The organism is Streptomyces sp. NPDC002623 (genome assembly GCF_053592635.1).
Genome location: NZ_JBSFWB010000011.1, coordinates 202,384 through 224,676, shown reverse-complemented (window position 1 = coordinate 224,676; position 22,293 = coordinate 202,384). Strand labels below are relative to the sequence as shown.

Sequence of the window (22,293 nt, the reverse complement as noted above, 5' to 3'; positions counted from 1 at the left end):
GCCACCGCGCGTCACTCTTGACTGTGAATCACAGTTTCCGTAGCCAGTAGCCGGGCAAGTGAAATATCCGGCCTGAGATAAGTCGCCTCTGCGCTCCGCGGAAGGAGGACTGGAATTTCCGCATACCTAGGATCATCCTTGGCATGCACAATGCGATTCCTCAAGGCGTACACGCGCTTCGCAGCCTGCACCGAGAGAGGGTCACTCTTCGGATGCATATTAATCTCGGGAATTCCCGAGATCGGCCCGCTCTTGGAAAAATGCTTCATATCTTCCGCGGCAAAAAATTCCTTCAACTTATCCTCGCGAACATAGTCCCGCAGAAGCACCTTCAACTGATCCTCCTCACTCACCTGCTTAAACCGTTCAATCGAATTAATCAAACGGAGCACAGAAGGGTCACTATCTTCATCAAAGAAGGGATCCCGCAACTCACTCCGAAGGGTCCTGATACTGTCCTTCCTCTGAGCAACAGGAAGGTAGTATTCCAGCACTTGATAGTACGAGAGAAAGACATACGGAGGATTGTCTGCTGCTTCAGTAACGAAGGAAAAGAGGGCGGCCACTTCTCGCGGCGTTCGAAGTTTCGGAAAACGAATTGCAGGCCGGAATGATTCGGGTGTGCGCTCAAACGAGACACGCATCCTCCTGCGCGGCTCAAGGACCAGGGGAATTCCGTTCCGCACGTCAAGCTCAAATATGATTCGAGCCGCGATACCCGTGGCCAACCTCTCGACTTCCTGGTGGTCCACCGAAGGGTCAACCCTGACCTTAAGCGTATAGTCACGCCCCAAGATATCAATCGCAACATCAGGAAAGGCCCATGGATCCGAAAGGAAAGCGCCGGTAGGGGTCATCAACGACAACTCCACGCATGCCTTATCCTTTCTGGAGTGTACGTGAAATCCGATACTCTTTGAGGAATTCTCGGCGCGACCCCGTCGAGAAGTCTGAACAACAGGGGAAAACCTGTGATCACAGGTCGCCGCCTCGAAAGTCCAGTCATATTTTTCAGCGACTCTCCGGAGATTCGTACGACCAGACCTCAATGAAAATTCTGCAATCCCTTTACTGGGCACCACACAGCCCGCATATTCGGAAAGTTCAACCGCACCGCGAATCAGATCGTCTGCGACCTCCGACAAGTCAGCAAGAGGGACAACCCTGAAGACTTCCCGCCCTCCGCTACTCTGGGTATCACAGAAGATAGCATTCCCTTGGTGAGTCCTTGAAAGCTTGCGACTGTCACCTTCGATCACCTCTACCGATCTCTTCTCATATTCCTCCAGCTTCCCCATCGCTTCCTCGCGCCCATCTGCATTCATGGGCTCGGCGGAAGATTCAAATGCCCCCATTGAAACCATCCGTCCCTTCATCCTCAAGATGTGAAAGTATTCGTCAGTGCACGTAAAATTCCGAAAACGCGGACCGTCTGCTTGACAGGCACCTTAGCGGGACCACACAGCGTGGTTGCATGCGAACGATCGAGATCACCCCCATGGACTCCATCAGCAAGCGTGGGAAGCTTGAGCAGGATGGCAAGCGAAGCGGGAGGGAGATCGCGTGTCACATCAGGCCAACCCAAGGGGAACCTTCCTGAAGATTGCCGACTCTGTGAAGCAGCAGATCGAGGACGACCCGGACATGACAGAGCTCCCGTCACTGGCCGAGGTCATGCGCGACCACAAGGTCTCGCGCGGGGTCGCCCTCCGCGCGTTCGGCGTGCTGCGGCAGGAAGGCGTGGCCGAATCGACGCCGGGCGGTCGGTGGCGTGTCGTACGCGCGGGTGCGGGAGTCGACCGGCGCCCGCTCGATCAGCGGATCGCGGACATCATCACGGCTGAGGAGCTCGAAGCCGGCGAAGCATTCCCGAGCGCTTCGGTACTGGCCAAGCGGTTCGGCGTATCCCGTCCCACCGTGGGCAAGGCTCTGGAGAAGTTGGAAACCGCCGGCGTGCTGGCGGGGGGAGGACAGGGCAAGGTGCGGACAGTCCGCGCCGTGCCGATTCGAAAGGAGCGTTCCTAGCTTGTCGGAGTTGACGGAGTGGGCCTATCCCTTGGCTGAGTCGTTGCTGGCTGAGCCGCTGCCTCGCCGATGGCGACACTCACAGGGCGTCGCCGAACGGGCCCGCACGATCGCGCCCATCCTCGGGGAAGACGCTGCGCTGCTGGAAGCTGCGGCCGTCCTGCATGACATCGGGTACTCCCCCGACCTTGCCAAGACCGGCTTTCATCCCCTTGACGGCGCCCGCTACCTCCGAGACGTCGCCAAGGCCGACGAGCGAGTCATCAACCTCGTTGCGCACCACTCGTGTTCGTGGATGGAGGCGGACGCGCGAGGCTTGCGTGAGGAGCTGGAGAGCGAGTTCCCCCGCGAGCACGCGCACCTCAATGACGCGCTGTGCTTCTGCGACATGAACACCACACCGGACGGCACGCCCACGAACCCAATCGACCGGGTGAACGAGATCACCGGACGGTACGGGCCGGACAGCCTGATCGGAACGTTCATCCGGCGAGCCGAACCGGAGATCCTCGCCAGTACTTCACGAGTGCTGGAACGGGTGGCCGCGGCAAAGCGTCAGCCGACGTAGGGGGCACTTCGCCTCCGGTCCATGGCGTGCTCAATGCGGAGGCGCATCGTGGAGTGGATGTCGAGTTGAGACAGGTCCGCGGGGGTGACCCAGCGGACCTCTGTCGTCTCGCTGCTCGTACGCAGTTCACCGCCGACCGGCCGGGCCCGGAAACAGATGCTGAACTGCTGCCGGACTTCACCGTCGTCGTACTGCATCACGTGCCCCGGGTCGGTGTAGATCCCGGACATGTCGACGACTTCCGCCTTGATCCCGGTCTCTTCCCAGACCTCCCGGACGACGGTGTCACTGATGGACTCCCCCACGTCGTGACCACCGCCCGGCAGTGCCCAACGGCCGTTGTCGGACCTGCGGATCACCAGCACATCCCCTGCGTCGTTCTGCACGAACGCGACGACGGACGGCACAACCGAGTTGGCCGGCGGCGCGTCGGGGTCGTGAAGGTAGTCGATCCGTCCCATGGTCAGGCTCCCGTGCTGCTCGCAAAGTCCGCGTCGGTGATCTGACGCGCGTTCTCCCAGGTGTGTTCGATGCTATTCACGTACGTGTCGAACAACCCGCCATCTGCCAAGCGTCGCAGGTGCAGCACGGGCGCAAGGTAGGCACCGATGCCGTAGACGTGGGGGTTGACGAGCATCTCGTCATCAGCCCGGTAGATCGAGTTGTAGAGAGTCGAGTCATGCAGCCGGAACCCGATGTCCGGGTGGCTCCGCATGAGCGGGCGGTAGAGCACCATGGCGTTGCGAATCTTGCCGTCCATGATCCGGTGACCTTCATCAATCCCGCGCTGTTGGACGGCCGCACTGCCGGGGTCCCCGAGCAGGATCCGCACGCGAGCGCCGGCCGCTACCTTCGCCTTGAGCAGGTCATGGAACAGCGGATCTTCTGACAGGAACAGACCGGAGTAGACGAGCACGTCAAGGCTCTTCTGGGCTCTGCCGTAGATCTCGCGCCACAGCCCGGACGGCACAGTGTGCCGGTGGGGGTAGACCGTGCCAATCTCAGCTTTGGACAGGTCGGTTGCGCTGTCGATCGTGCGGCCGTCGTCCCACAGTGACGTGACGTCGACCTTGAGCACGGCGGCCGTCGCGTACTGGTGACGCCGGTACGGCACCTTGCCCTGCGTGATCCAGCGTTCCACGGTCTTCGGGTTGACCTCGATCGCTTCGGCCAGCCCCTGAACCGTCATGCCCCGAGCTAACAGAGCCGAGCGCAAGCGTTCGTTGGACATCTGAACCCCCGTTGGGACGTCTAGGGACTTCTTGACGGTAGCCAGAACTCCCGAAGGTGTCCACGCGCGGGGTAAACAACTCCCCTGACCTGGGGCGATTCTGAGTGTGCGCCAAGAAGTCCCGGCGCGAAACCAGGAGGTTCCGCCGACAGACTTGACGGACCACCATGCAGTACCTGTAAAACAGGTACTGCAACAGCATGGCAGAACCCCGCCGGACTTGCTTTCACGCGGTTCGAGCGGCAGGGGAGACGTAAAAGCCCGTCGTCTTCACGGAGTGATCGGTGTCATCGGCTAAGCCGCTGGTCTGACCCTCGGGCGTGGACCCAGGGACCGGATCACGGGGACCCCGGTGATTGGGCTGCACCCGGTCCATGACACCCGCAAGGGATGGGCGATCCACTCAGCGAGTGACGACTGAGGGACCGCGGTGACCGCGCGCCGGCCAAGCGAAGGAGCGTAAGGCGCGTACGGAACCGCGGACGACAGTGACGGGCTTCCCCGTCACTCGTCATGCGGGCAGGACATCGGCCGTCGTGTCGGTGCCCTGCCCGTTTGATGAGGAAACAGGACGGTCCCCCGGGTTGCCCCCCGAGGGACCGCGTACAGGCACCTGATGTGGAGGCACCTGTGGTCACCAGTCTGACAGACGCGGAACGGGCCGAACTGGCCCGGAAGAACGCCGAAGCGAACAAGCGCAGCCAGAACAACGCCCGCGCCCGGGGCGGCCGTTGATGGCCGGCTCCGAGCACGAGAAGACGAAGGAACCGCTCCCGCAGCGCCCCCGCGGCCCGCACCCGTACCTGTGGTGACCGGCCGTTGATCGATCCGCCCCGATGGTCGCAACGCCGGGTTCGACTCCCGGCGGGGGCGCTACGGCCGCTGCTCTGCGGTCGCGCCGCGCAGCATGCGCGGTCTCCCACGGCAAGCGGCTCCCGGGGTGCCACCCGGGAGCCGCGTCGGGCCGTTCACCCCTGTGAGAGGAACACGACCCAATGAAGCACATCGTGACTGTTCAGGACGCTGTTACGGCGTTCGCGGACTGGATGGAGCCGACGGCCGCTGAGCTGGACGCGATTGAGTCGGAGATGCCGGTCATCGCGGCGGACGTCGAGTTGCTGGACGCGCAGATCGTCCTGCTGGACCGGGTGCCGTCCGAGCTGGACGCGCGCCGGCTGCGGCGGGCCCGCCGCCGGGCGCTCGCCGCCCGGGTGGAGCTGGCCAACCTGACGGCCGGCGTCGCGGGGGTGGGCGCGTGAGTGCCGAGACCCTCACCCTGGACGGCCTGGCCGTGCCGCTGCGTGCGCTGCGCCTGCTGGCCGTCGACTTCGGGCACCTGCCGGCACCGGTCCTGAGCGTCTCGTCCATCTACCCGGAGCGGTTGGAGCTGTCGCTTCACCGCGGCGGTCTGCCCGGTTTCGAGGCCTGGCGCGAGGCGCTGGGCGTCGCTCCCGACGACGTGGACTTCCACGTGCAGGGCGACGGCCGGACAGGCGTCCTGTGCACGCTCACTGCGTATGCGGGTGCGGAACTGGAACTGGTCGGCTACGGCGACGTCGACATCCCCGCGTCGGCCGCGGCGGGGGGTGCCGCGTGATCCGCATCGTGACCGCCCGCCGGCTGCGCCGGCTGGAAGCCGAAGCCGAGCAGGCCCGTACCCGTGCACGGGAGGTTCAGGGACAGGCAGACGACGCGTGGGGCCGCCACATCCGTGAGGTGCGGGACCTGAGCGCCCGCGCCGAATCGGCGGAGAGCGACGCCGCGATCGTCCGCGAGGAAGTCTTCCGGCTTGAGGCCGCCCTGAAGTGCGCGGCGGCCGGGACGGCGGAGCGTGGGGAGCGGATCAGGCTGCTGGTCCGGGCGCTGGAAGCCGCGCGGCGTCAGGGGCGCTCGCTGGTGCTGCTGCTCCATTGGGGCGCGCCGCACAGCATCCACCGCAGCCTCCAGGACGTGTACGACTACGTCGCCGGGCAGGGCTTCCCCGTTCACGCATGGGGGCCGGGCGATGAACGCCCCGCCGCTGAGGTGAGCTGGCGGGCCCTCCCGTTCACCCAGGACGACAACGTCCGGGGCTTCAGCCCGGTGTCCGCTCCCTCCCCCGAGCCTTCGGGGGGTGCGGCGTGAACGGTGTTCAGATCCGTTCAGCGGAACGCGCGCTGTCGGTGGGAACGTGGCTGATCGTGTCCGGCGCGATGCTGTACTCGATTCTCACCGTCACCCCGCTGATGACCGCCCACACCCCCGCCACATGGGCGTGGACGGCACCGATCCTGCCGCTCGTCGTCGACGCCGCGGTGGTCATCGTGGTCCGTCTCGACTCCGTCCTCGCCCGCCTCGGCGGGCACGGCGGACGGTGGCCGGTGGCCCTGCGGTGGATGACCGGCATCATGACGCTCGCCCTCAACACCGCCGACTCCGCACTGAAGAAAGACCTGGTCGGCGCGGCGGTCCACTCCGTGGCACCGCTGCTGCTGATCGTCACCGCGGAAACCGGGCTCGCCTACCGCCGGGCCATCACCGCCGCCGTGACCGTCCTGGAACAGCAGCAGCGCGCCGACCGCGAAGCAGCCGGCAAGGCGGCCCGCGACCGGGAGGAAGCCGCCCGCGAGCGAGCGCGGGAGGAGCGCGAGCACGCCGCGACGCTGGCACGTGAACAGCGTGAACACGAAGCCCGCCTTGCCGCGGACGCGGCGGAACGCGAAGAGCGCCGACGGCGCGAGGAACGCGAGGAGCGAACCGCCCGCGAGGCTGCGGAGCGGGTGGAGCGTGAACACCGTGAACGCGAGCGTGAACAGCGCGAGCAGGAGCGTGAACGCGCTGAACGCGACGCTGCCGAGCGGGCCGAGAACGAACGCCGTGAGCGGGCGGAGACCCTCGCGCGTGAACAGCGCGAGCACGACGAGCGCTCCGCCCGTGAACGCGCCGCACTGCTCGACCGCGGCCCGGCCGCGGGCAAGCTTCCGGAGGACGAAGCCCGCAAGGTCGTGACCGCCGCATTCGAGACGGAACTGTCGGTGCGGACCACGGCGGATCTGTGCGGCTGGTCGGTCGGGTGGGTCTCCACCCGCTACGCCGAACTACGCGACCCCGGCGCGGGCGGCGCCGAACTCGCGATCGCGAGCCGCTGATGCCCACCGCCTACAGCCGCTGCTACGACCCGAACGGCCTTCGCTACGGGGTCCCGACGTACCCGTGGCAGATGGCCCCCGACGGCTACGCCACCCGCCGACAGCTCCGCACCCGCGGGCTGCGGCCGGGCGGTCAGCCGGTCGCCGCACAGGTGATGGTCGTCAACCGCCGCGCCGCCACGCCCCGGGTCGCCTACCTCTACCGCGTCGACCTGGCCAAGCCGGTCCGGCCGATGACGTCCCGCAAGTGGGGAGCTCTCGCGCTGGCCATGCTGGCCCGCCGCACCTGCCCGCGCTGCTCGGTCGTCTACAGCTACTGCCTGTCGACCAGGCACGGCATCTGCGGCCTGTGCATCGCGGCTGAGGAACAGCGCGCCGCCTGAACCCCACACGTCAGCAGGCCCGACCGGCAACTTCCTACGGCCCCGGTCGGGCCCTACTCCCCAAGAGGAGTTGCGTTCAGCATGACGGAAGTCAGCACCGAACCGGTAGCCCTCCCGGCTGCACCCACCACACTGCCCCCGCCCCCTCAGGCACCCGCCGTGCCGTCGCCGGCCGCGGCGGGGGAGCACACGCCCGGCGGGTGGCCGGTCGTGCCGCTCGCGGTGTCGGGGGCGAACACGACCGTGGGCATGGTCGCCGCTGCATCCCTGGCCGGCGGGCCGATCGCCGCGGCCATAGCCGCCACCGGCGCCGTCGTCCTCGCAGTCGCCGCCGCCACCCGCAACCGCAAGACCGACCCGCGCCGCGAGGCACGCAAGACCGCCGCTCGTGCTGCGGGCCGTGCTGCCGCAGCGCGCGCTGCCGGCCGCGGCACCGGCACTCGTACGAACCGCTCGACCGGGGCGGGGCGGGCATCGGGCCAGTCCCGCCGTGGTGCCTCAGCCGCCCCCGGCCGCAACACTGCGGGATCCAAGACCGGCCGCACGCCCGGCTCGCCGAAGAGCACGACCGGTGCCCGGAGTGCCGGCCGCGGGTTGGGTGCCAAGGCTGCGGGGCGGGCGCTGAGGGCGGCGCGGCAGGCCGCGGGCGGTTCACGGGCCGACCGGCGGGCGCAGACCACCGCCGCGCGCCGCGCGATCGCCGACGCCCGCCGCAATCCCAACAGCCGCCCTGGCAAGCACGGTTCGAGCACTCGTCGGGGTGCGGTCGGGCGGCTGGTGAGCAGCGCGGCCGGCAAGGCGCGTGCCGCGCATAGGGCGGCGATCACGAAGCAGCGTGCGAAGCGTGACGGCAAGACCGCCGACCAGGTCGCCGCCAAACGCAGCGCGGTCCGCAAGGCACCCGCCCGGCGGGCGGCGCGGCGGGCGCTGCACCGGTCGGCGGCGCGGTTCCACGGCCGTCGGCTGCTCGCGGCGCTGCTCGCGCTGCCGTTGGGCCTGCTCGGCATGGTCACCAGTCCGATTGGGCGGAAGTTCAACCTTCCCTGGCTGATCAACCCCGGCCGCCGCCTGCTCGCCCGCCTGCTCCTGACGGCCGCCGAACAGCGTGCCGTACGGGATGAGGCGATCCGCACGGAGCAGCGCGAGGCAGAGGCCGCCGCGGACGCGGAAGCCGGCAAGGACGGCACGGAGGGCGTTGCCGATCAGGTCGAGCGGCCCGAGGGACGGGTTCCCACCAGCACGAACACCGATGTGAGCGAAGGAGAGCACGTGTCCGGTTTCCAGTTCGAAGAAGTGGCCGCGGAAATGGAACAGGCCGCCAACGCCTACGACCCCGACAACGCGATGGAGATCCTCGCCATGGTCGAGGGCCTCCCGGCCGCGCTGACCAGCGTGGCGAACGTGATGAAGATCCTCGCGGAGCGCTCCGACTCGGAGTTTCCGCTGGAGAAGGAGATCGCGGACGGCTTCAACGACATCTTCGGCGCGGTCATGAGCGCCGTCGCGGTCGCCGAAGACATGGGGCCGCTGTTCCGGCAGGTCCACGAACAGGACATCGCCCGCCACGAGGACCCCCGCAACGGCTCCGAGGCTGAGAAGGGCTGGAACGTCTAAAGATGAGCAGCACCGCCACCGCCAAGACCAAGAAGCAGCACGTCAGCAGTGGTCCGGTGCTGGACTGGGCGGCCGGTCACGGACCCGTGACCGGCGCTCTGTCCGCCACCACCGGAGCCTTCGCCGTCGCCGCCACCGGCGCCGCAACCGCCATGCCCCCGGGTTGGGCGCTCGCGGTCGGCGCGGCCGGGGCGCTCGGTCACACCGTGGCCGGGCTGCGGGTGCGCAACGCCGGCCGCACCCTCGCCACCCGCGCCGCCTCCTGGCTCGTCGGCGCGGGCTGGACGACGTGGGCCATGACCACCGGCCCGCTGACGTGGGCCGCGCTCGGGTCGCTCGCCGCGGTCGGTGTCGGCATCGGGGCCGCCGCCCGCTCCACCGCCCTGTTCGAGGAGGCACGGGAGGAGGAGGCGATCGCCGCGGCGGAACGGCAGGTCGCCGCCGAACTGTCCGCGGAACGCCGGGCGATCGCTGCGGAATGGGTCGACCGCATCCAGCGCGTGTGCTCGATCACCGTGCGGATCCTCGCGGTGGAGATGTGGGAGACCGGTACCGGGTTCTCGATCGACGCCGAACTCCCGCCCGGCGGCGCGACCTACAGCAAGATCGCATCCGAGTCCGGGCGGCTGTCCGCGGACGCACGGTTGCCGCACGGCTGCACGGCCGCCGCCTCCCCCGGCGTCCACCAGGGCCGGGTCATCATCGACGTGACCACCGTCAACGTCCTGATGGAGGAGCGCACCTACCCCGCCGACTACGCCCCGCTCTCCCTCCTGACCGGGATCCCGTGGGGCTACCGGACCAACGCGGAAGACATCCTGGTCTACCTGCGCGAACAGTGCGCGCTGGTCGTCGGGCCGACGGGTTCGGGCAAGACGAACATGGTCCACACGATCCTGGCCGGGTTCGCCCGCTCCGTGGACGTCCTGACGTGGGTGATCGACCTCAACGCCGGCAGTGCTGGCCTGCCGTGGGTGCGTCCGGCGCTCACCGGTCAGCTGACCCGCGAGGAGGGCAAGCCCGTGCGGCCCGGCGTGGACTGGCTCGCCGGGACCTACGACGAAGCGCTCCTGATGCTCGACACCGCGGTGCGGATCGCGAAGCACCGCAAGACCGCCTATCAGGACCTGCTGTCGAAGGCGAACACGGACATGCTGCCGGTCAGCGCGCAGATTCCTCAGATCATGCTGGTGGTCGACGAGGGTGCGGAGATCCTGGTGAGCACCGACCGGGAGATGCGCAAGCTCGGGGAGAAGATCCTGGAGGTGATCCGGATCGCCCGCGCCATGGGCGTGCGCACCGTGCTCACCGCCCTCGGGGCCACCGGCAGTGTGCTGGGCAACCTGATGATCCGCCGTGAGGGCAAGGTGCGCGTCGCTCTCACCGGGGGTGAGACCGAGGGCATGGACCTGTCGAAGATGTTCCCCGGCGCGCGCGGGCTGCGCGTCGACCAGGCCCCGTACAAGGGCGCCGGGTTCATGGCCACCCCGGAATCCCCGGCCGGGTTGTTCAAGGCGTGGCGGATCCTCCCCAACCAGATTCGGGAGATCACCGCCGCGACCTCCGAACTGCACCCCACGCTCGACGCGGTGTCCGCGAAAGCGGCCGGACCGGGATACGCGCGGCGGTGGGACACGGAGCGCACCGCGTGGATGGGCGACCCGCCGGCCGTCGACAGCGAGGCAGACGGCTCCGCCACCGGTTCGGCCGGGGGCGGGCTGAACCTGTCCGCCCTGCGCAGCGAGCCGGTGCGGCCGGTGTCGGAGGAGGACGAACTCGCCCGCCGTTTCCGCGAGCAGATCGACGCCGAATTCGGAACCACCACCGACCCGAACACCCCCGACACCGCCCCGCCGACGGTGGCGGGCGGGCTGAACCTGTCCGCGCTGCGGGGCGAGCAGCAGGACAGTCCCGCGCAGCGTGCCGCGCTCGCCCTGCTGCTCGCCGCCGGACCCGACGGGACCGGGGCGTCCGCGATCGCCCGCGCGCTCACAGACGAGCACGGCACGACCCGGCAGACGGTCGTGGGGTGGCTCAAGGACTGGCTCAAGGACGGCACCGCGGTACGCGTCGGGGAGGGCACCAAAGCCCGCTACGTCCACTGCCGGCACACCCCCGGACAGCCCCCGCAGGACTGATCACTTGTCGCTTGTCGCTTGTCGCCCCGCCCGCACACATGCCGCCTCCCGCCCCTCTGAGGGTCGAAAAACGGGTTGTGACCTGGGAGGCGACAAGCGACAAGACAAGACAGGCGACAAGCCGCACGACAAGCGAGGCGACAAGCCACGCGACAAGCACACCACCCGCCCGACGGGCCCGCGCCGCACCCCGGCGCGGGCCCGTCGCACACCCCGAGGGGAGCACCGATGAACCAGCCCAACCCGCCCGGCACCATCGCCCCGCACATCCCCGCCGACGTCTACCACCGCGCACAGGCCACCGGACAGCCGGTCGTCATCGTCGTCAACGACCGCCCCGCGGCCGGCGTCGAGTGGCGGCGGTTACTGCTGCCGTTCGCGATCGCCGGCGCGACCGTCGCCGGCGGCTGGGGACTGGTCGCCGCCCTCTGCTTCCTCCTCGACGCCGCCGCCCACACCTTCACCGTCATCGCCGGAGCCGCCGGACCCATCGGCGTCGGCGGAATCACCCTCAAACTCGCCCGCACCAAGCAGCACTGACCCCGGAAGGAACCTCCCATGCTCCGACTGCGCATCCGCGTCGCCGACTGGCCGCGCCGCGCGCTGATCCTGACCGACACGCCCCGTCCCGACTGCCCGAACTGCCGCGGTGAGGGCGGCAACGCCTACGACTACGGCGACTACGAGACCGGTGAGTACGCCGGGACCGAATGGGACCCCTGCCCCTGCTCGGACGACACCCGCCGCATGACCCTGCTGCCGCTCCCGCGCCGCCCCCGGTGGCTGCGCCGCCGCACCGACGGCCGCGACCCGTGGGCCCCCGACGGCTACAGCAGCGAACCGCCCTTCTAGCTATGCCAAGGGCGACCCCCCATTCCGCCAAGAACCGGGGTCGCCCTTGTTCACCAGCACCCGTTCAAGGAACTGGAGACACCCAGCATGACCCATGACCCCCGTCCGGCGCTGCTGCGCGCTGCGCTGAACGCCGCCGCACGCGGCTGGCCCGTCATCCCGCTGCGCCCGCGCAGCAAGGTCCCTGCGCTGCACGGCGAGCGCCGCTGCCCCCGTACCGGCGACTGCGCCGACGGGCACCGCACGTTCGAGCAGCGCGCCACCGTCGACCCCGCCCGCATCGAACGCTGCTGGGCTGCTGGCCCGTTCAACGTCGGCATCGCCACCGGCCCCGCCGGGCTGCTGGTCGTCGACCTGGACACGCTCAAGCCCACAGACGAAGAGGGCACGCCTGACGGCGCGGCCAACTTCCTGGCGCTCTGCGAGCGCGCCGGGCAGACCGCCCCCGCCACCCGCAGTATCCGAACCCCCAGCGGAGGTGAACACCTCTACTTCACCGCGCCGTCCGACGTCCGGTTCACCAACACGACCGGCACCCTCACGCCCAAGGTCGACACCCGCGCATGGGGCGGGCAGGTCGTCGCCCCGGGCAGCATGACGCCACAAGGCCTGTACGCGGTCCTGGACGACGCGCCCGTTGCGAACCTTCCTGAATGGCTGCAGAAGGCTCTGACGACTCCTCAGAGGCTTGCCGCGGCCCCGATCCTGCCCATGCCCACCCGCGACACCGACCGGTACGCCGCCGCCGTCCTGCAACGGGAGGTGGCGGCCGTGGCCGCCACTGCCGAGGGCGGACGTCAGGCCGAACTCCTGCGCGCCGTACGGGCCGTGGGCCGGTTCGTGGCCTGGGGAGACCTCGACCGCGCCACCGTCGAAGCGGCTTTTACCTGCGGGGGCGAGTTGGCGGGACTGCCGCCCGCCGAGTGCCGCAACACGATCCGCAAGGCCCTGGACTACTCCATCCGCACCGCCTGGCCCCGGACGACGGCATGACCACTCCCGAACCCCGCCCCGCAGGTAAAAGCCCCATCCCCGCCCCGACCGGCCCGCGCCCCGCCGAACCGGCCCCGCCACCGGCGGCCGAGGGCGAACCGAAGGTCGCCGCCCGCAAGGGCGTCGTTTCAGCACCTCGCACTGACCCACAGCAGGGCGACGGCCGGTACCCCGTGGCGTGGCTCCACATCCAGCCGCCGCACCGATGTGGAGCCACGCCGACCGCCACCTCACGATGCCTGTGCGGCTGGGACCGCAGCGCCGTCGGCCGTGACCGCGTGCTCGCCCTGATCGATGCGCACGCCGCACACCGAGACCTCTGCCCGCTCCGCACTCCCCAGGAAGGGAGGGCCGCCGCATGACCGACACCATCGACGGGGCCGCACTGCTCAATGAGGTGGAAGCCTTCCACCGCCGCTTCAACGTCTTCCCCACCGAAGCCGCCTACGTGGCCGTGACCCTGTGGGACGGTCACGCCCACCTCATCGACTGCTTCGAGACCACGCCCCGCATCGCGTTCCTGTCCCCGGAGCCAGGCTCGGGCAAGTCACGGGCGCTGGAGATCGTGGAAACGCTCACGCCCCGCCCGGTCGCCACCGTGTCCGCGTCCGCCAACGCCCTCTATCGGCTGGTCGACTCCGCCGAGGGCCTGCCCACCGTGCTGTTCGACGAAGTGGACACCATCTTCGGCCCCAAGGCCGGGGCCGATGAAGCTCTGCGCGGCTTCCTGAACGCCGGATACCGGCGCATCGGCGGTGCCCTGCGCTGCGTCGGAGAGGGCTCCAACCAGAACGCGCAGGTCTTCGGCTCCTACTGCGCGGTCGCCATGGCCGGCATCGGCTCGCTGCCCGATACCGTGCTGACCCGCTCGGTCATCATCCGTATGCGTAAGCGCGCCCCGAACGAGAAGGTCGAGCCGTACCGGCAGCGCATCCACGAGAAGCAGGGACACGCCCTGCGCGAGCGGCTCGCCAAGTGGGCCGACACCGTCCGCGACCAGGTCGCCGAAGCCTGGCCGGAGCTGCCCGAAGGAGTCTCCGACCGGCCCGCGGACGTCTGGGAACCCCTGCTCGCCGTCGCGGACGCGGCCGGCGGCGAGTGGCCCAAGAGGGCACGCGCCGCCTGCCTGGAATTGATCAGCGCAGCCCACGACAACGACGAAGCCTCACTCGGGGTCCGGCTGCTGACCGACCTGCGTGACAAGGTGTTCGGCGGCATCGACCGCATGCCCACCGCAGCCATCATCGAGTGCCTGCTGCGCATGGACGAGAGCCCGTGGGGCGACCTGGACGACAAGCCGATCAACGCCCGCACCCTCGCCCGTCTGCTGGGCCAGTACGTCACTCCCGGCAACAAGCCGATCAAACCGCGAGGCATCCGCACCCCCTCCGGGTTCCCCAAGGGCTACTACGCGGAAGACCTCACGGACGCCTGGACGCGGTACTGCCCTCCGCACCCCGGAGAATCCGCCACGTCCGCCACGTCCGCCACACCGCAGGTCAGCGGGGGTGAATCCGTGGCGGATACCGCCACGGCCATCCGCCACACGGTCACGGTATCCGCCACACAGCCCGCCCCCGCCGGCTAGCCGAACAAGTGCCTCCCAATGCCGCCGCACCTGCCGGGTGTGGCGGCATCCATCCGCCACACAACCGCCATCCGCCACACGATCAAGGCTCTGACCTGCGATGTGGCGGCGTGGCGGACGTGGCGGATCCCCCAGGGGGCGGAGACCGCCTCCCCTTCCTCCCTGCTGCTGATCCGAGGAGATGCCGCCATGGCCGCCCCTGCCCGTCGCCGCCGCTCCCCCGTAGACGAGTGGCTGCCGCTCACCGACGTACTCACCGAACTCAACATCACCCGCGCTACCTGGTACCGCTGGCGCGACCGCGGACTCGGCCCCGAGGCGAAGCTCACGCCGACCGGTCGCGTGCGCGTGCGCCGAAGCGTCCTGGACGCCTTCATGAACGAAATGGACGCCGCGTGATCGAGTGGAGCTACACCGTCAAGATCTGGGCTATCCGGAAGCGCGATTACCGGAAGCCCTACCAACTCCGTTGGAAGGTGGGCGCCCGTCCTCACTCGGAGTCGTTCCTCACCCTGGGCCTGGCGGAGAGCCGCCGGGCCCAGCTCATCACCGCAGCCCGAGAAGGCGAGCCGTTCGACGTCGATAGCGGGCTGCCGAAGTCCCTGGTCGTGAAGGACCGAGACATCTCGTGGTACGAGCACGCCCGCAACTACATAGAGATGAAGTGGGACGACTCGCCCGCCTCGACACGGCGCACTCTCGCCGAAGCCATGGCCACTGTGACGCCCACATTCGTCAAAGACACCAAGGGCATGCCGGACGCGCGCGTCGCCCGCACCGCCCTATACGGCTGGGCCTTCAACAAGAATCGTTGGGAGGAGGAAGCCCCCGCCGACGTCGCCAAGGTGCTGGACTGGTTCAAGCGCAAGTCGCTGCCGACGTCGGCGCTCTCGGACCTCGTTGTCGTCCGGAGCAGTCTCCGTGCGATCTCCAAGAAACTGGACGGCGCGACCGCGGCTCCGGGCACCATCAGTCGGAAGCGTGCGATCTTCTACAACGCGCTTGAGTACGCGGTTGAGGCCGAACTCCTCACCGATAACCCGCTCACCCGCATCAAGTGGAAAGCGCCAGAGCAGGTGGTGGAGGAAGTAGACCCGGCCGGCGTGCCCAACCCTGAGCAAGCGGCCGAACTACTGGTCTCCGTACGAGACCAGAGCCCGCGCGGTCGCCGTCTCGTGGCGTTCTTCGCCTGCATCTACTACGCCGCGGCCCGACCGGCGGAAGTCATCGGGCTACGACGGGGCGACTGCGACCTACCGCGCCGGGGGTGGGGCGTGCTCAAGCTTCGAGAGACGCGCCCCCGGTCGGGCAAGGCGTGGACGAACAACGGGGAGGCACACGACAGGCGCGGGCTCAAGCACCGCCCGCGTAAGGCGGTCCGGCACGTTCCGATCCCGCCGGACCTGGTCGCCCTGCTCCGGTGGCACGTCACCGCGTACGGCACGGCCCCCGACGGCCGGCTCTTCCAGACCATGCGCGGTGGACTCGTCCAAGACACCGGGTACGGCGAAGTCTGGGCAGCGGCGCGTAAGCACGCACTCACCACGGCAGAGTTCGAGTCGACGTTGGCGAAGCGCCCATATGATCTTCGCCACGCCGCGGTATCCACCTGGCTCAGCTCCGGGGTGGAACCTCAGCTCGTAGCAGAGCGCGCCGGCCACAGCGTGGCGGTGCTCTTCCGGGTGTACGCCAAGTTCCTCAAGGGCGGCGACGACGCTGCAAACGCCAAGATCTCCGCTCGACTGGAGCAGCGCGGGTAAAGGGCTGAAAATCCCGTCCACGCACCGTCCACGCACCCCGAGATAGGGCGTTCGAACGCGAGACACCATGAGACAGTGCACCACTCGCCAGGGAGCATGACGAAGGGTCCGTGACCTGCTGTGTAAGCAGGTCACGGACCCTTCGCTCTCAGCGTGGCGGCGCCAGGATTCGAACCTGGGAAGGCTGAGCCGGCAGATTTACAGTCTGCTCCCTTTGGCCGCTCGGGCACACCGCCGGGGTCGCTGCCCGTTCGAACCGCTTTTCGGCGGTGCTCCCTGGCAACGACGTAAACGATACCCGATGCCCAGGGGTGCTTCGCCACCTGATTCCGCGCCGCCCGGAGGGGGCGGGGTGGCTAGGCTTGTCCGGATGCGGCCCGGGATCACGCCGGGCTCGGCGGCCACCCCCAAGTACGCCGATACGCACCCGACACGCACCCCGATACAAGGAGCCACAGGACATGGCCGACTCCAGTTTCGACATCGTCTCGAAGGTCGAGCGGCAGGAGGTCGACAACGCCCTCAACCAGGCCGGCAAGGAGATCTCCCAGCGCTACGACTTCAAGGGCGTCGGCGCCTCGATCTCGTGGTCCGGAGACAAGATCCTGATGGAGGCGAACTCCGAGGACCGGGTGAACGCCGTCCTCGACGTCTTCCAGTCGAAGCTGATCAAGCGCGGGATCTCGCTGAAGGCGCTGGAGGCGGGCGAGCCCCAGCTCTCCGGCAAGGAGTACAAGCTCTTCGCGGAGATCAAGGAGGGCATCTCCCAGGACAACGCGAAGAAGGTCGCGAAGCTCATCCGCGACGAGGGCCCCAAGGGCGTGAAGGCCCAGGTGCAGGGCGAGGAACTGCGCGTCAGCTCCAAGAGCCGCGACGACCTGCAGGCCGTCATCTCCCTGCTCAAGGGCCAGGACTTCGACTTCGCCCTGCAGTTCGTGAACTACCGGTAGTCGGACGCCGGTCGGCCGACTGTCACGTCGGCCGGCCCGTCAGCGCGCCTCGGGGCGATACGAGCAAGGACCTCGCTCAGTCGCGCGAGTTGCCGAACAGCAGGCGGTAGGCGATCAGGAGCACGAGCGATCCGCCGACCGCCGCGGCCCACGTCGCGCCGTCGTAGAAGTCCTTGGTGATCGGGTGGTCGAGCCAGCGGGCCGATATCCAGCCGCCGATGAACGCGCCCGCGATGCCGATGAACGTCGTACCGATGAAGCCGCCCGGGTCACGACCCGGCAGCAGGACCTTGGCGATGACTCCGGCCAACAGCCCCAGGATGATCCAGCTGATGATGCTCATGCCCTGAACCTGCCCTTCCGTGCTGTGCCCGCACTGTCCGGGCACTGTGATGTCCCTCGCTCCGGACGGGCTGTGCTCGTCTCCGACGCGCCCCGCGTCCTGCGTCGCACGCGGGTTCATGTCGTGTCGTATCCATGAGGACGACGTCACGGCAGCACCCGGCGGTTCCGTCCAGGACCAGGGCGATCAGTAAGGTGCGGCACATGACACAGGCCGGACCGCCCGCCGAGCTGCGGCGGACTCTGGGCGTGGGCGACGCCGTCGTGATCGGGCTCGGCTCGATGATCGGCGCCGGCGTCTTCGTGGCGCTGGCTCCCGCCGCGCACGCCGCGGGCTCCGGGCTGCTGCTCGGACTCGCGCTCGCCGCGCTGGTCGCCTACTGCAACGCCATGTCCTCGGCGCGCCTCGCCGCGCTGTATCCGGCTTCGGGCGGCACCTACGTGTACGGGCGCGAGCGGCTCGGCCCGTTCTGGGGGTACCTGGCGGGCTGGTCGTTCGTGGTCGGGAAGACGGCCTCCTGTGCGGCGATGGCTCTGACGGTCGGGGCGTACGTCTGGCCGGGGCAGGCGCACGCCGTGGCGGTCGCGGCGGTGGTGGCGCTGACCGCGGTGAACTACGGCGGCATCCAGAAGTCCGCCTGGCTGACGCGGGCGATCGTGGCGGTGGTCCTGGCGGTCCTCGCTTCCGTGGTGGTCGTGTGCCTGGGGTCCGACGCGTCCGACGCGGGTCGGCTGGACGTCGGGCTCTCCGATGGCCTCGGCGGGGTGCTGCAGGCCGCCGGTCTGCTGTTCTTCGCCTTCGCCGGGTACGCCCGCATCGCGACCCTCGGCGAGGAGGTGCGGGACCCTGCGCGCACCATCCCCCGCGCGATCCCCCTGGCCCTGGGCATCACGCTGGCCGTGTACGCGTGCGTGGCGGTCGCTGTCCTTTCTGTGCTGGGAGCGGGCGATCTCGGGCGGGCGGATGCGCCGCTGGCGGACGCGGTACGGGCGGCGGGGGCGCCCGGGCTGGTACCGGTGGTGCGGACCGGGGCCGCCGTGGCCGCGCTGGGCTCGCTGCTCGCCCTCATCCTGGGCGTCTCGCGCACCACGCTGGCCATGGCCCGGGACCGGCACCTGCCCGGTGCCCTGGCCGCCGTGCACCCGCGCTTCCAGGTGCCCCACCGGGCCGAACTGGCCGTGGGCGCGGTCGTCGCGGTCCTGGCCGCCACGGTGGACGTCCGCGGCGCGATCGGGTTCTCCTCCTTCGGTGTGCTGGCCTATTACGCGGTGGCCAACGCGTCGGCGTGGACGCTCGATTCGGCTCCGGCGAAGCGTGCGCTGCCCGCGATCGGGCTCCTGGGCTGCCTGGTGCTCGCGTTCGCGCTGCCGGGAACTTCGGTGGTGACGGGGGCGGGAGTACTGACGGCGGGGGTGATCGCGTATGGGGTACGGCAGCGACTCGATGCCCGATAGCCGTACCCACGGCTGACGACTTACGACAGACGGCTGACGGCTGACGGCTGACGGCTGACGGCTGACGGCTGACGGCTGACGGCTGACGGCTGACGGTCGCGCTGTTGCACAGTTGCGCGCGCCGATGGCCCTGGCCCCTACGGCGTCGGCATCCGATTCACCGCCGTGCGTATGCGGAACTCGGTCCAAGGGGTCAGTTTCAGGTCCTCGTCCATGACGTCGTACCAGCCCGTGCCGTCGAGCCAGGTGCGCAGCCAGTCCGCGAGGCTGGGGGCGTCCACGAACCAGGCGTGGTCGGGGTCGCCGGGGTTCGGTTCGAAGAGCAGGACGGTCGCCTGTGGAGAGTGGCAGTCCACGCACGCGTACATGGCACAGCCCCAGTGGGATATCGGCAGGACGCCCTCCGGCCAGGGCCAGTCGGGATCCTCACGACCGCTCTCGCAGTTCACGAGGTATTGGGTCACGGCGGCGGGCTCGCCGGCCGGAGTGCTGTCGAACAGGGGCAGCAGTCCGTACTCCGGGCCGAATCCGCCGTCCCCTATGCGCAGGTAGAGGTCGGCGAGCAGTGGGGGCAGGCGAAAACCGAGGGCGGCCTCGGTCCGGGCCACGGTGTCCTCGTCCACGGGATCGGGGAGCGCAGGCCGGCCCCACGGGCGGGTGGTGGCCGCCTTGGCCGCCACCCTTGCCAGCAACTGCTCGTTCTCGGTCATGCGTTCATGATGCAGGCCGCCACTGACAATCGGGACGGCCTGTGGACAACCTGCCCGTTGTGGATATCCCGCACGATGTGGAGCGGATCGGGCGCGCCTCGTCAGCGCGACGCGAACGGCTGGTCCGTGGGCACGATTTCGCGGCCCAGCGGGAACAGCGAGACCGGGCCGATTCGGCATGCCGCGATTCCGAACGGGATCGTCTCCGAGGGTTCTCGATCACGCTACAAGGGCGCTGCGGTTCCACCTGAACGCGTGACCAGCTGATACTGGTGGTAGCAGGCATGCCGACGGACCGACCTGGAGAGGTACCGACCATGAAGCTCTTCAACCTGCTGCTGAACATCATCTGGCTCGTCTTCTGCGGCATCTGGATGGCGATCGGCTACACCATTGCCGCGCTGATCTGCTTCATCTTGATCGTCACCATCCCGTTCGGCATCGCGTCGCTGCGCATCGCCGGCTTCGTCATCTGGCCGTTCGGCCGCACCACCGTGGAGCGGCCGGGAGCTGGGGCGGGATCCTTCATCGGGAACGTGATCTGGGTGATCTTCGCGGGCTGGTGGCTGGCTCTGGCCCACCTGGTCACGAGCATCCCGCTGTTCCTGTCGATCATCGGCATCCCGTTCGGGTGGGCCAACCTGAAGCTGATCCCGATCTCTCTGATGCCTTTGGGACGCGAAGTGGTAGCAACGGACCAGGGTTTTGGCGGCCGCTGAATTGATGTTTACAAGCGGAGCTAGAGGAAAGTCCTAAAGGTCCTTTGAGGGCTGTCCCGTAATCCCCGGCGGATAGGCGAGCGGGGTCACATGCCGTCATTCGCGAGGCGCGCCGAGATATTCGCATAGTGGATGCAGCCGGGCACATCCGGATGTTTCACGAATGCGGCGAGCGGTCCGGTGTCGCATGCGCGATAAAGGGGAGGGGCGCGTCCGCGCCCCCTCCCCTTACCGAGCGGGGTCTACCAGGTGTAAAGGGCCCACGCGTTGTCCTTGGTCTGGACACATCGGAAGCCCGTGATCTTCCCCTGCTGAGCCCAGGTGTTGCCCAGGGTCTGACAGGCGAGGGCGCTGGTGGTGAGGCGAGGCTTGGCGGTGGCGGCGGAGGCCGAACCGACTCCCAGCGCCAGAGACGAAGCGGCGATGGCGCCCACAGCGGAAACAGCCAGAACGCGACGCATGTTCTTCAATTTTTTCTCCCCATCGGGTAGGATAGCGGGCGGTTTGACGCCACCGCAAAGCCGTGAGGATCACGACACCGCTGCCGTTCTGTGGAGACGGCGATCACCGCAGGGTGGTTGCTTCGATATCGCCTCGTTCTGCGCCCGGGTTTTGCCCGCGCACGCCTGGACGGTAATGACGGCCTGGCGGAAGACGCAGATTTTGCTCAATACGTCGATATGGCTGTCATAGCCGTTTTTCACCGCGAGCCCAGGCTTCGGAATCTGCGGCGCGATCGACAGCGCCCCCAGGGAAGCCGATCGTCCCGTGGCGCCACCGATCATCCGTCGCTTCCCGCCACAAGCGGACCGTCGCGACGGGCACGCCCGCCGAACGGAGAAGAACGGTCCCGAAGGGAATGCCGATGATCGTGATGCAGAGCAGCGCACCTGCGAGCAGGTGGCCGAGGAACAGCCAAAAGCCGCTCAGGATCAGTCAGATGATGTTCGGGATGGTCTTCACCGGTGGCGACCTGCCATTTTCTCGAGCCGGGCGATGCGCTCCGCCATCGGCGGATGTGTCGAGAACATCTTGGAGAGCCCCTGGCCTGGGCGGAAGGGGTTGGCGATCATCATGTGGCTCGCGGTCTCGATGCGGGGCTCCGGCGGCAGTGGAAGCTGCTTGGTGCCCGTCTCAAGCTTGCTCAGGGCGCTCGCGAGGGCCAGTGGGTCGCCGGTGAGCTGCGCGCCGGAGGCGTCCGCCTCGTACTCCCGGGAACGGCTGATGGCGAGTTGGATGACGCTGGCGGCCAGCGGGCCCAGGATCATGATCAGGAGCATGCCGAGGATGCCGGGGCCGTCATCGTCGTCCGAGCGGCCGATCGGGATCAGCCAGGCGAAGTTGACCAGGAACATGATCACGGAGGCCAGCGCGCCGGCGACCGAGGAGATGAGGATGTCGCGGTTGTAGACGTGGCTGAGCTCGTGGCCGATGACTCCGCGCAGTTCACGCTCGTCGAGCAGGCGCAGGATGCCTTCCGTGCAGCACACGGCGGCGTTGCGCGGATTACGGCCGGTCGCGAAGGCGTTGGGCGCCTCGGTCGGGGAGATGTACAGGCGGGGCATGGGCTGACGGGCCTGGGTGGAGAGTTCGCGGACCATCCGGTATAGGGCAGGGGCCTCGAACTCGCTCACCGGGCGGGCACGCATCGCGCGTAGCGCGAGCTTGTCGCTGTTCCAGTACGCGTACGCGTTGGTGCCGAGTGCGATCAGGACCGCGACGACGAGCCCCATGCGGCCGAAGAAGCTGCCGATGACGATGATGAGTGCCGACAGCCCCCCGAGGAGTACTGCGGTCCTGAGCCCGTTGTGCCGGCGGTGCACGGTACGCCCTCCAA

The 22,293-nt window shown here is 68.6% G+C and carries 26 protein-coding genes, 1 tRNA gene and 2 pseudogenes; 18 read left to right on the top strand and 11 right to left on the bottom strand.

Annotation, left to right across the window (positions count from 1 at the left end):
* Positions 1-11 precede the first annotated feature (11 nt).
* Positions 12-1,382 carry a hypothetical protein gene (locus ACWD4O_RS21980; protein ID WP_451282060.1) on the bottom strand — a complete coding sequence of 457 codons (1,371 nt, stop codon included), beginning with the start codon at positions 1,380-1,382 and terminating at the stop codon, positions 12-14.
* Positions 1,383-1,563: 181 nt separating this feature from the next.
* Between ACWD4O_RS21980 and ACWD4O_RS21975 the strand changes: the two genes are divergently transcribed.
* Positions 1,564-2,025: a GntR family transcriptional regulator gene (locus ACWD4O_RS21975; RefSeq protein WP_451282058.1), complete on the top strand. Its 462-nt coding sequence runs from the start codon at positions 1,564-1,566 to the stop codon at positions 2,023-2,025.
* A 1-nt stretch (position 2,026) separates the two neighbouring features.
* A complete protein-coding gene (locus ACWD4O_RS21970; RefSeq protein ID WP_398421788.1) occupies positions 2,027-2,593 on the top strand; it encodes an HD domain-containing protein in 567 nt (188 codons plus the stop codon).
* Here ACWD4O_RS21970 and ACWD4O_RS21965 read toward each other — a convergent pair.
* Positions 2,581-3,054, bottom strand: a complete 474-nt coding sequence (locus ACWD4O_RS21965; RefSeq protein ID WP_451282055.1) for an NUDIX domain-containing protein — start codon at positions 3,052-3,054, stop codon at positions 2,581-2,583. The genes ACWD4O_RS21970 and ACWD4O_RS21965 overlap by 13 nt on opposite strands.
* 2 nt (positions 3,055-3,056) lie before the next feature.
* A complete protein-coding gene (locus ACWD4O_RS21960; protein WP_451282054.1) occupies positions 3,057-3,824 on the bottom strand; it encodes an XRE family transcriptional regulator in 768 nt (255 codons plus the stop codon).
* 995 nt (positions 3,825-4,819) lie between these two features.
* Here ACWD4O_RS21960 and ACWD4O_RS21955 point away from each other — a divergent pair.
* The 13 genes from ACWD4O_RS21955 to ACWD4O_RS21895 all read left to right on the top strand — a co-directional run bounded on the left by ACWD4O_RS21955 (position 4,820) and on the right by ACWD4O_RS21895 (position 16,280).
* The gene (locus tag ACWD4O_RS21955; RefSeq protein ID WP_451282052.1) at positions 4,820-5,083 is read left to right on the top strand and encodes a DUF6284 family protein; all 264 of its coding nucleotides are present in this window, start codon (positions 4,820-4,822) and stop codon (positions 5,081-5,083) included.
* On the top strand, positions 5,080-5,421 hold the full coding sequence (locus ACWD4O_RS21950; RefSeq protein ID WP_451282050.1) for a hypothetical protein: 342 nt from the start codon (positions 5,080-5,082) through the stop codon (positions 5,419-5,421). The genes ACWD4O_RS21955 and ACWD4O_RS21950 overlap by 4 nt, the downstream gene beginning before the upstream one ends.
* Positions 5,418-5,948, top strand: a complete 531-nt coding sequence (locus tag ACWD4O_RS21945) for a hypothetical protein (RefSeq protein WP_451282048.1) — start codon at positions 5,418-5,420, stop codon at positions 5,946-5,948. Before ACWD4O_RS21950 ends, ACWD4O_RS21945 begins: the two co-directional genes overlap by 4 nt.
* Positions 5,945-6,952 (top strand): DUF2637 domain-containing protein, encoded by a 1,008-nt coding sequence (locus tag ACWD4O_RS21940; RefSeq protein WP_451282046.1) that lies wholly within the window; start codon positions 5,945-5,947, stop codon positions 6,950-6,952. The genes ACWD4O_RS21945 and ACWD4O_RS21940 overlap by 4 nt, the downstream gene beginning before the upstream one ends.
* Positions 6,952-7,335: an RRQRL motif-containing zinc-binding protein gene (locus ACWD4O_RS21935; protein WP_451282044.1), complete on the top strand. Its 384-nt coding sequence runs from the start codon at positions 6,952-6,954 to the stop codon at positions 7,333-7,335. Before ACWD4O_RS21940 ends, ACWD4O_RS21935 begins: the two co-directional genes overlap by 1 nt.
* 81 nt (positions 7,336-7,416) lie before the next feature.
* Complete coding sequence (locus ACWD4O_RS21930; protein WP_451282042.1) at positions 7,417-8,949, top strand: hypothetical protein; 1,533 nt, start codon at positions 7,417-7,419, stop codon at positions 8,947-8,949.
* Between the two features lie 2 nt (positions 8,950-8,951).
* Complete coding sequence (locus ACWD4O_RS21925; RefSeq protein ID WP_451282040.1) at positions 8,952-11,087, top strand: hypothetical protein; 2,136 nt, start codon at positions 8,952-8,954, stop codon at positions 11,085-11,087.
* 228 nt (positions 11,088-11,315) lie between these two features.
* A complete protein-coding gene (locus tag ACWD4O_RS21920; RefSeq protein ID WP_451282038.1) occupies positions 11,316-11,627 on the top strand; it encodes a hypothetical protein in 312 nt (103 codons plus the stop codon).
* A gap of 18 nt (positions 11,628-11,645) precedes the next feature.
* Entirely contained in the window at positions 11,646-11,939 is a 294-nt protein-coding gene (locus ACWD4O_RS21915; protein ID WP_451282036.1) for a hypothetical protein, read from the top strand.
* 87 nt (positions 11,940-12,026) lie between these two features.
* Positions 12,027-12,932: a bifunctional DNA primase/polymerase gene (locus tag ACWD4O_RS21910; protein ID WP_451282034.1), complete on the top strand. Its 906-nt coding sequence runs from the start codon at positions 12,027-12,029 to the stop codon at positions 12,930-12,932.
* A gap of 358 nt (positions 12,933-13,290) precedes the next feature.
* A complete protein-coding gene (locus ACWD4O_RS21905) occupies positions 13,291-14,520 on the top strand; it encodes a DUF3631 domain-containing protein (RefSeq protein ID WP_451282032.1) in 1,230 nt (409 codons plus the stop codon).
* Positions 14,521-14,559: 39 nt separating this feature from the next.
* On the top strand, positions 14,560-14,919 hold the full coding sequence (locus tag ACWD4O_RS21900) for a helix-turn-helix transcriptional regulator (protein ID WP_451282030.1): 360 nt from the start codon (positions 14,560-14,562) through the stop codon (positions 14,917-14,919).
* A complete protein-coding gene (locus ACWD4O_RS21895; protein WP_451282162.1) occupies positions 14,919-16,280 on the top strand; it encodes a tyrosine-type recombinase/integrase in 1,362 nt (453 codons plus the stop codon). The genes ACWD4O_RS21900 and ACWD4O_RS21895 overlap by 1 nt, the downstream gene beginning before the upstream one ends.
* A gap of 154 nt (positions 16,281-16,434) precedes the next feature.
* Here ACWD4O_RS21895 and ACWD4O_RS21890 read toward each other — a convergent pair.
* A tRNA-Tyr gene (locus ACWD4O_RS21890) sits at positions 16,435-16,516 on the bottom strand.
* A gap of 225 nt (positions 16,517-16,741) precedes the next feature.
* On the opposite strand from ACWD4O_RS21890, the gene ACWD4O_RS21885 reads away from it, so the two are divergent.
* Entirely contained in the window at positions 16,742-17,230 is a 489-nt protein-coding gene (locus ACWD4O_RS21885) for a YajQ family cyclic di-GMP-binding protein (RefSeq protein ID WP_451282028.1), read from the top strand.
* Positions 17,231-17,306: 76 nt separating this feature from the next.
* On the opposite strand, the gene ACWD4O_RS21880 is transcribed toward ACWD4O_RS21885, so the two are convergent.
* On the bottom strand, positions 17,307-17,573 hold the full coding sequence (locus ACWD4O_RS21880; protein ID WP_451282026.1) for a GlsB/YeaQ/YmgE family stress response membrane protein: 267 nt from the start codon (positions 17,571-17,573) through the stop codon (positions 17,307-17,309).
* A gap of 203 nt (positions 17,574-17,776) precedes the next feature.
* Here ACWD4O_RS21880 and ACWD4O_RS21875 point away from each other — a divergent pair, with 203 nt between their 5' ends.
* Positions 17,777-19,027, top strand: a complete 1,251-nt coding sequence (locus tag ACWD4O_RS21875) for an APC family permease (RefSeq protein WP_451282024.1) — start codon at positions 17,777-17,779, stop codon at positions 19,025-19,027.
* Between the two features lie 137 nt (positions 19,028-19,164).
* On the opposite strand, the gene ACWD4O_RS21870 is transcribed toward ACWD4O_RS21875, so the two are convergent.
* The gene (locus ACWD4O_RS21870) at positions 19,165-19,737 is read right to left on the bottom strand and encodes an SMI1/KNR4 family protein (RefSeq protein WP_451282022.1); all 573 of its coding nucleotides are present in this window, start codon (positions 19,735-19,737) and stop codon (positions 19,165-19,167) included.
* A 101-nt stretch (positions 19,738-19,838) separates the two neighbouring features.
* A pseudogene (locus ACWD4O_RS21865) lies at positions 19,839-19,937 on the bottom strand (YccF domain-containing protein); the annotation flags it as partial.
* A gap of 117 nt (positions 19,938-20,054) precedes the next feature.
* On the opposite strand from ACWD4O_RS21865, the gene ACWD4O_RS21860 reads away from it, so the two are divergent.
* Positions 20,055-20,456, top strand: coding sequence for a YccF domain-containing protein (locus tag ACWD4O_RS21860; protein ID WP_450946092.1), 402 nt, complete (start codon positions 20,055-20,057; stop codon positions 20,454-20,456).
* Positions 20,457-20,698: 242 nt separating this feature from the next.
* Here the strand turns inward: ACWD4O_RS21860 and ACWD4O_RS21855 are convergent, their stop codons facing one another.
* The 4 genes and pseudogenes from ACWD4O_RS21855 to htpX all read right to left on the bottom strand — a co-directional run bounded on the left by ACWD4O_RS21855 (position 20,699) and on the right by htpX (position 22,279).
* A complete protein-coding gene (locus ACWD4O_RS21855) occupies positions 20,699-20,917 on the bottom strand; it encodes a hypothetical protein (protein WP_451282019.1) in 219 nt (72 codons plus the stop codon).
* 69 nt (positions 20,918-20,986) lie between these two features.
* A complete protein-coding gene (locus ACWD4O_RS21850) occupies positions 20,987-21,241 on the bottom strand; it encodes a hypothetical protein (RefSeq protein WP_451282018.1) in 255 nt (84 codons plus the stop codon).
* A gap of 49 nt (positions 21,242-21,290) precedes the next feature.
* Positions 21,291-21,392 (bottom strand): annotated as a pseudogene (locus ACWD4O_RS21845) (YccF domain-containing protein); the annotation flags it as partial.
* A gap of 23 nt (positions 21,393-21,415) precedes the next feature.
* Entirely contained in the window at positions 21,416-22,279 is an 864-nt protein-coding gene (htpX, locus tag ACWD4O_RS21840; RefSeq protein ID WP_451282016.1) for a zinc metalloprotease HtpX, read from the bottom strand.
* Positions 22,280-22,293: the final 14 nt, after the last annotated feature.

What these genes read in the sequence shown, in the direction of transcription:
- ACWD4O_RS21965 (WP_451282055.1), bottom strand. Translation starts at nt 3,054, where the DNA reads ATGGGACGGATCGACTACCTTCACGACCCCGACGCGCCGCCGGCCAAC.
- ACWD4O_RS21855 (WP_451282019.1), bottom strand. Translation starts at nt 20,917, where the DNA reads ATGCGTCGCGTTCTGGCTGTTTCCGCTGTGGGCGCCATCGCCGCTTCG.
- ACWD4O_RS21870 (WP_451282022.1), bottom strand. Translation starts at nt 19,737, where the DNA reads ATGACCGAGAACGAGCAGTTGCTGGCAAGGGTGGCGGCCAAGGCGGCC.
- ACWD4O_RS21860 (WP_450946092.1), top strand. Translation starts at nt 20,055, where the DNA reads ATGAAGCTCTTCAACCTGCTGCTGAACATCATCTGGCTCGTCTTCTGC.
- ACWD4O_RS21875 (WP_451282024.1), top strand. Translation starts at nt 17,777, where the DNA reads ATGACACAGGCCGGACCGCCCGCCGAGCTGCGGCGGACTCTGGGCGTG.
- ACWD4O_RS21925 (WP_451282040.1), top strand. Translation starts at nt 8,952, where the DNA reads ATGAGCAGCACCGCCACCGCCAAGACCAAGAAGCAGCACGTCAGCAGT.
- ACWD4O_RS21880 (WP_451282026.1), bottom strand. Translation starts at nt 17,573, where the DNA reads ATGAGCATCATCAGCTGGATCATCCTGGGGCTGTTGGCCGGAGTCATC.
- ACWD4O_RS21905 (WP_451282032.1), top strand. Translation starts at nt 13,291, where the DNA reads ATGACCGACACCATCGACGGGGCCGCACTGCTCAATGAGGTGGAAGCC.
- ACWD4O_RS21910 (WP_451282034.1), top strand. Translation starts at nt 12,027, where the DNA reads ATGACCCATGACCCCCGTCCGGCGCTGCTGCGCGCTGCGCTGAACGCC.
- ACWD4O_RS21850 (WP_451282018.1), bottom strand. Translation starts at nt 21,241, where the DNA reads ATGATCGGTGGCGCCACGGGACGATCGGCTTCCCTGGGGGCGCTGTCG.
- ACWD4O_RS21915 (WP_451282036.1), top strand. Translation starts at nt 11,646, where the DNA reads ATGCTCCGACTGCGCATCCGCGTCGCCGACTGGCCGCGCCGCGCGCTG.
- ACWD4O_RS21955 (WP_451282052.1), top strand. Translation starts at nt 4,820, where the DNA reads ATGAAGCACATCGTGACTGTTCAGGACGCTGTTACGGCGTTCGCGGAC.
- ACWD4O_RS21885 (WP_451282028.1), top strand. Translation starts at nt 16,742, where the DNA reads ATGGCCGACTCCAGTTTCGACATCGTCTCGAAGGTCGAGCGGCAGGAG.
- ACWD4O_RS21960 (WP_451282054.1), bottom strand. Translation starts at nt 3,824, where the DNA reads ATGTCCAACGAACGCTTGCGCTCGGCTCTGTTAGCTCGGGGCATGACG.
- ACWD4O_RS21930 (WP_451282042.1), top strand. Translation starts at nt 7,417, where the DNA reads ATGACGGAAGTCAGCACCGAACCGGTAGCCCTCCCGGCTGCACCCACC.
- ACWD4O_RS21935 (WP_451282044.1), top strand. Translation starts at nt 6,952, where the DNA reads ATGCCCACCGCCTACAGCCGCTGCTACGACCCGAACGGCCTTCGCTAC.
- ACWD4O_RS21920 (WP_451282038.1), top strand. Translation starts at nt 11,316, where the DNA reads ATGAACCAGCCCAACCCGCCCGGCACCATCGCCCCGCACATCCCCGCC.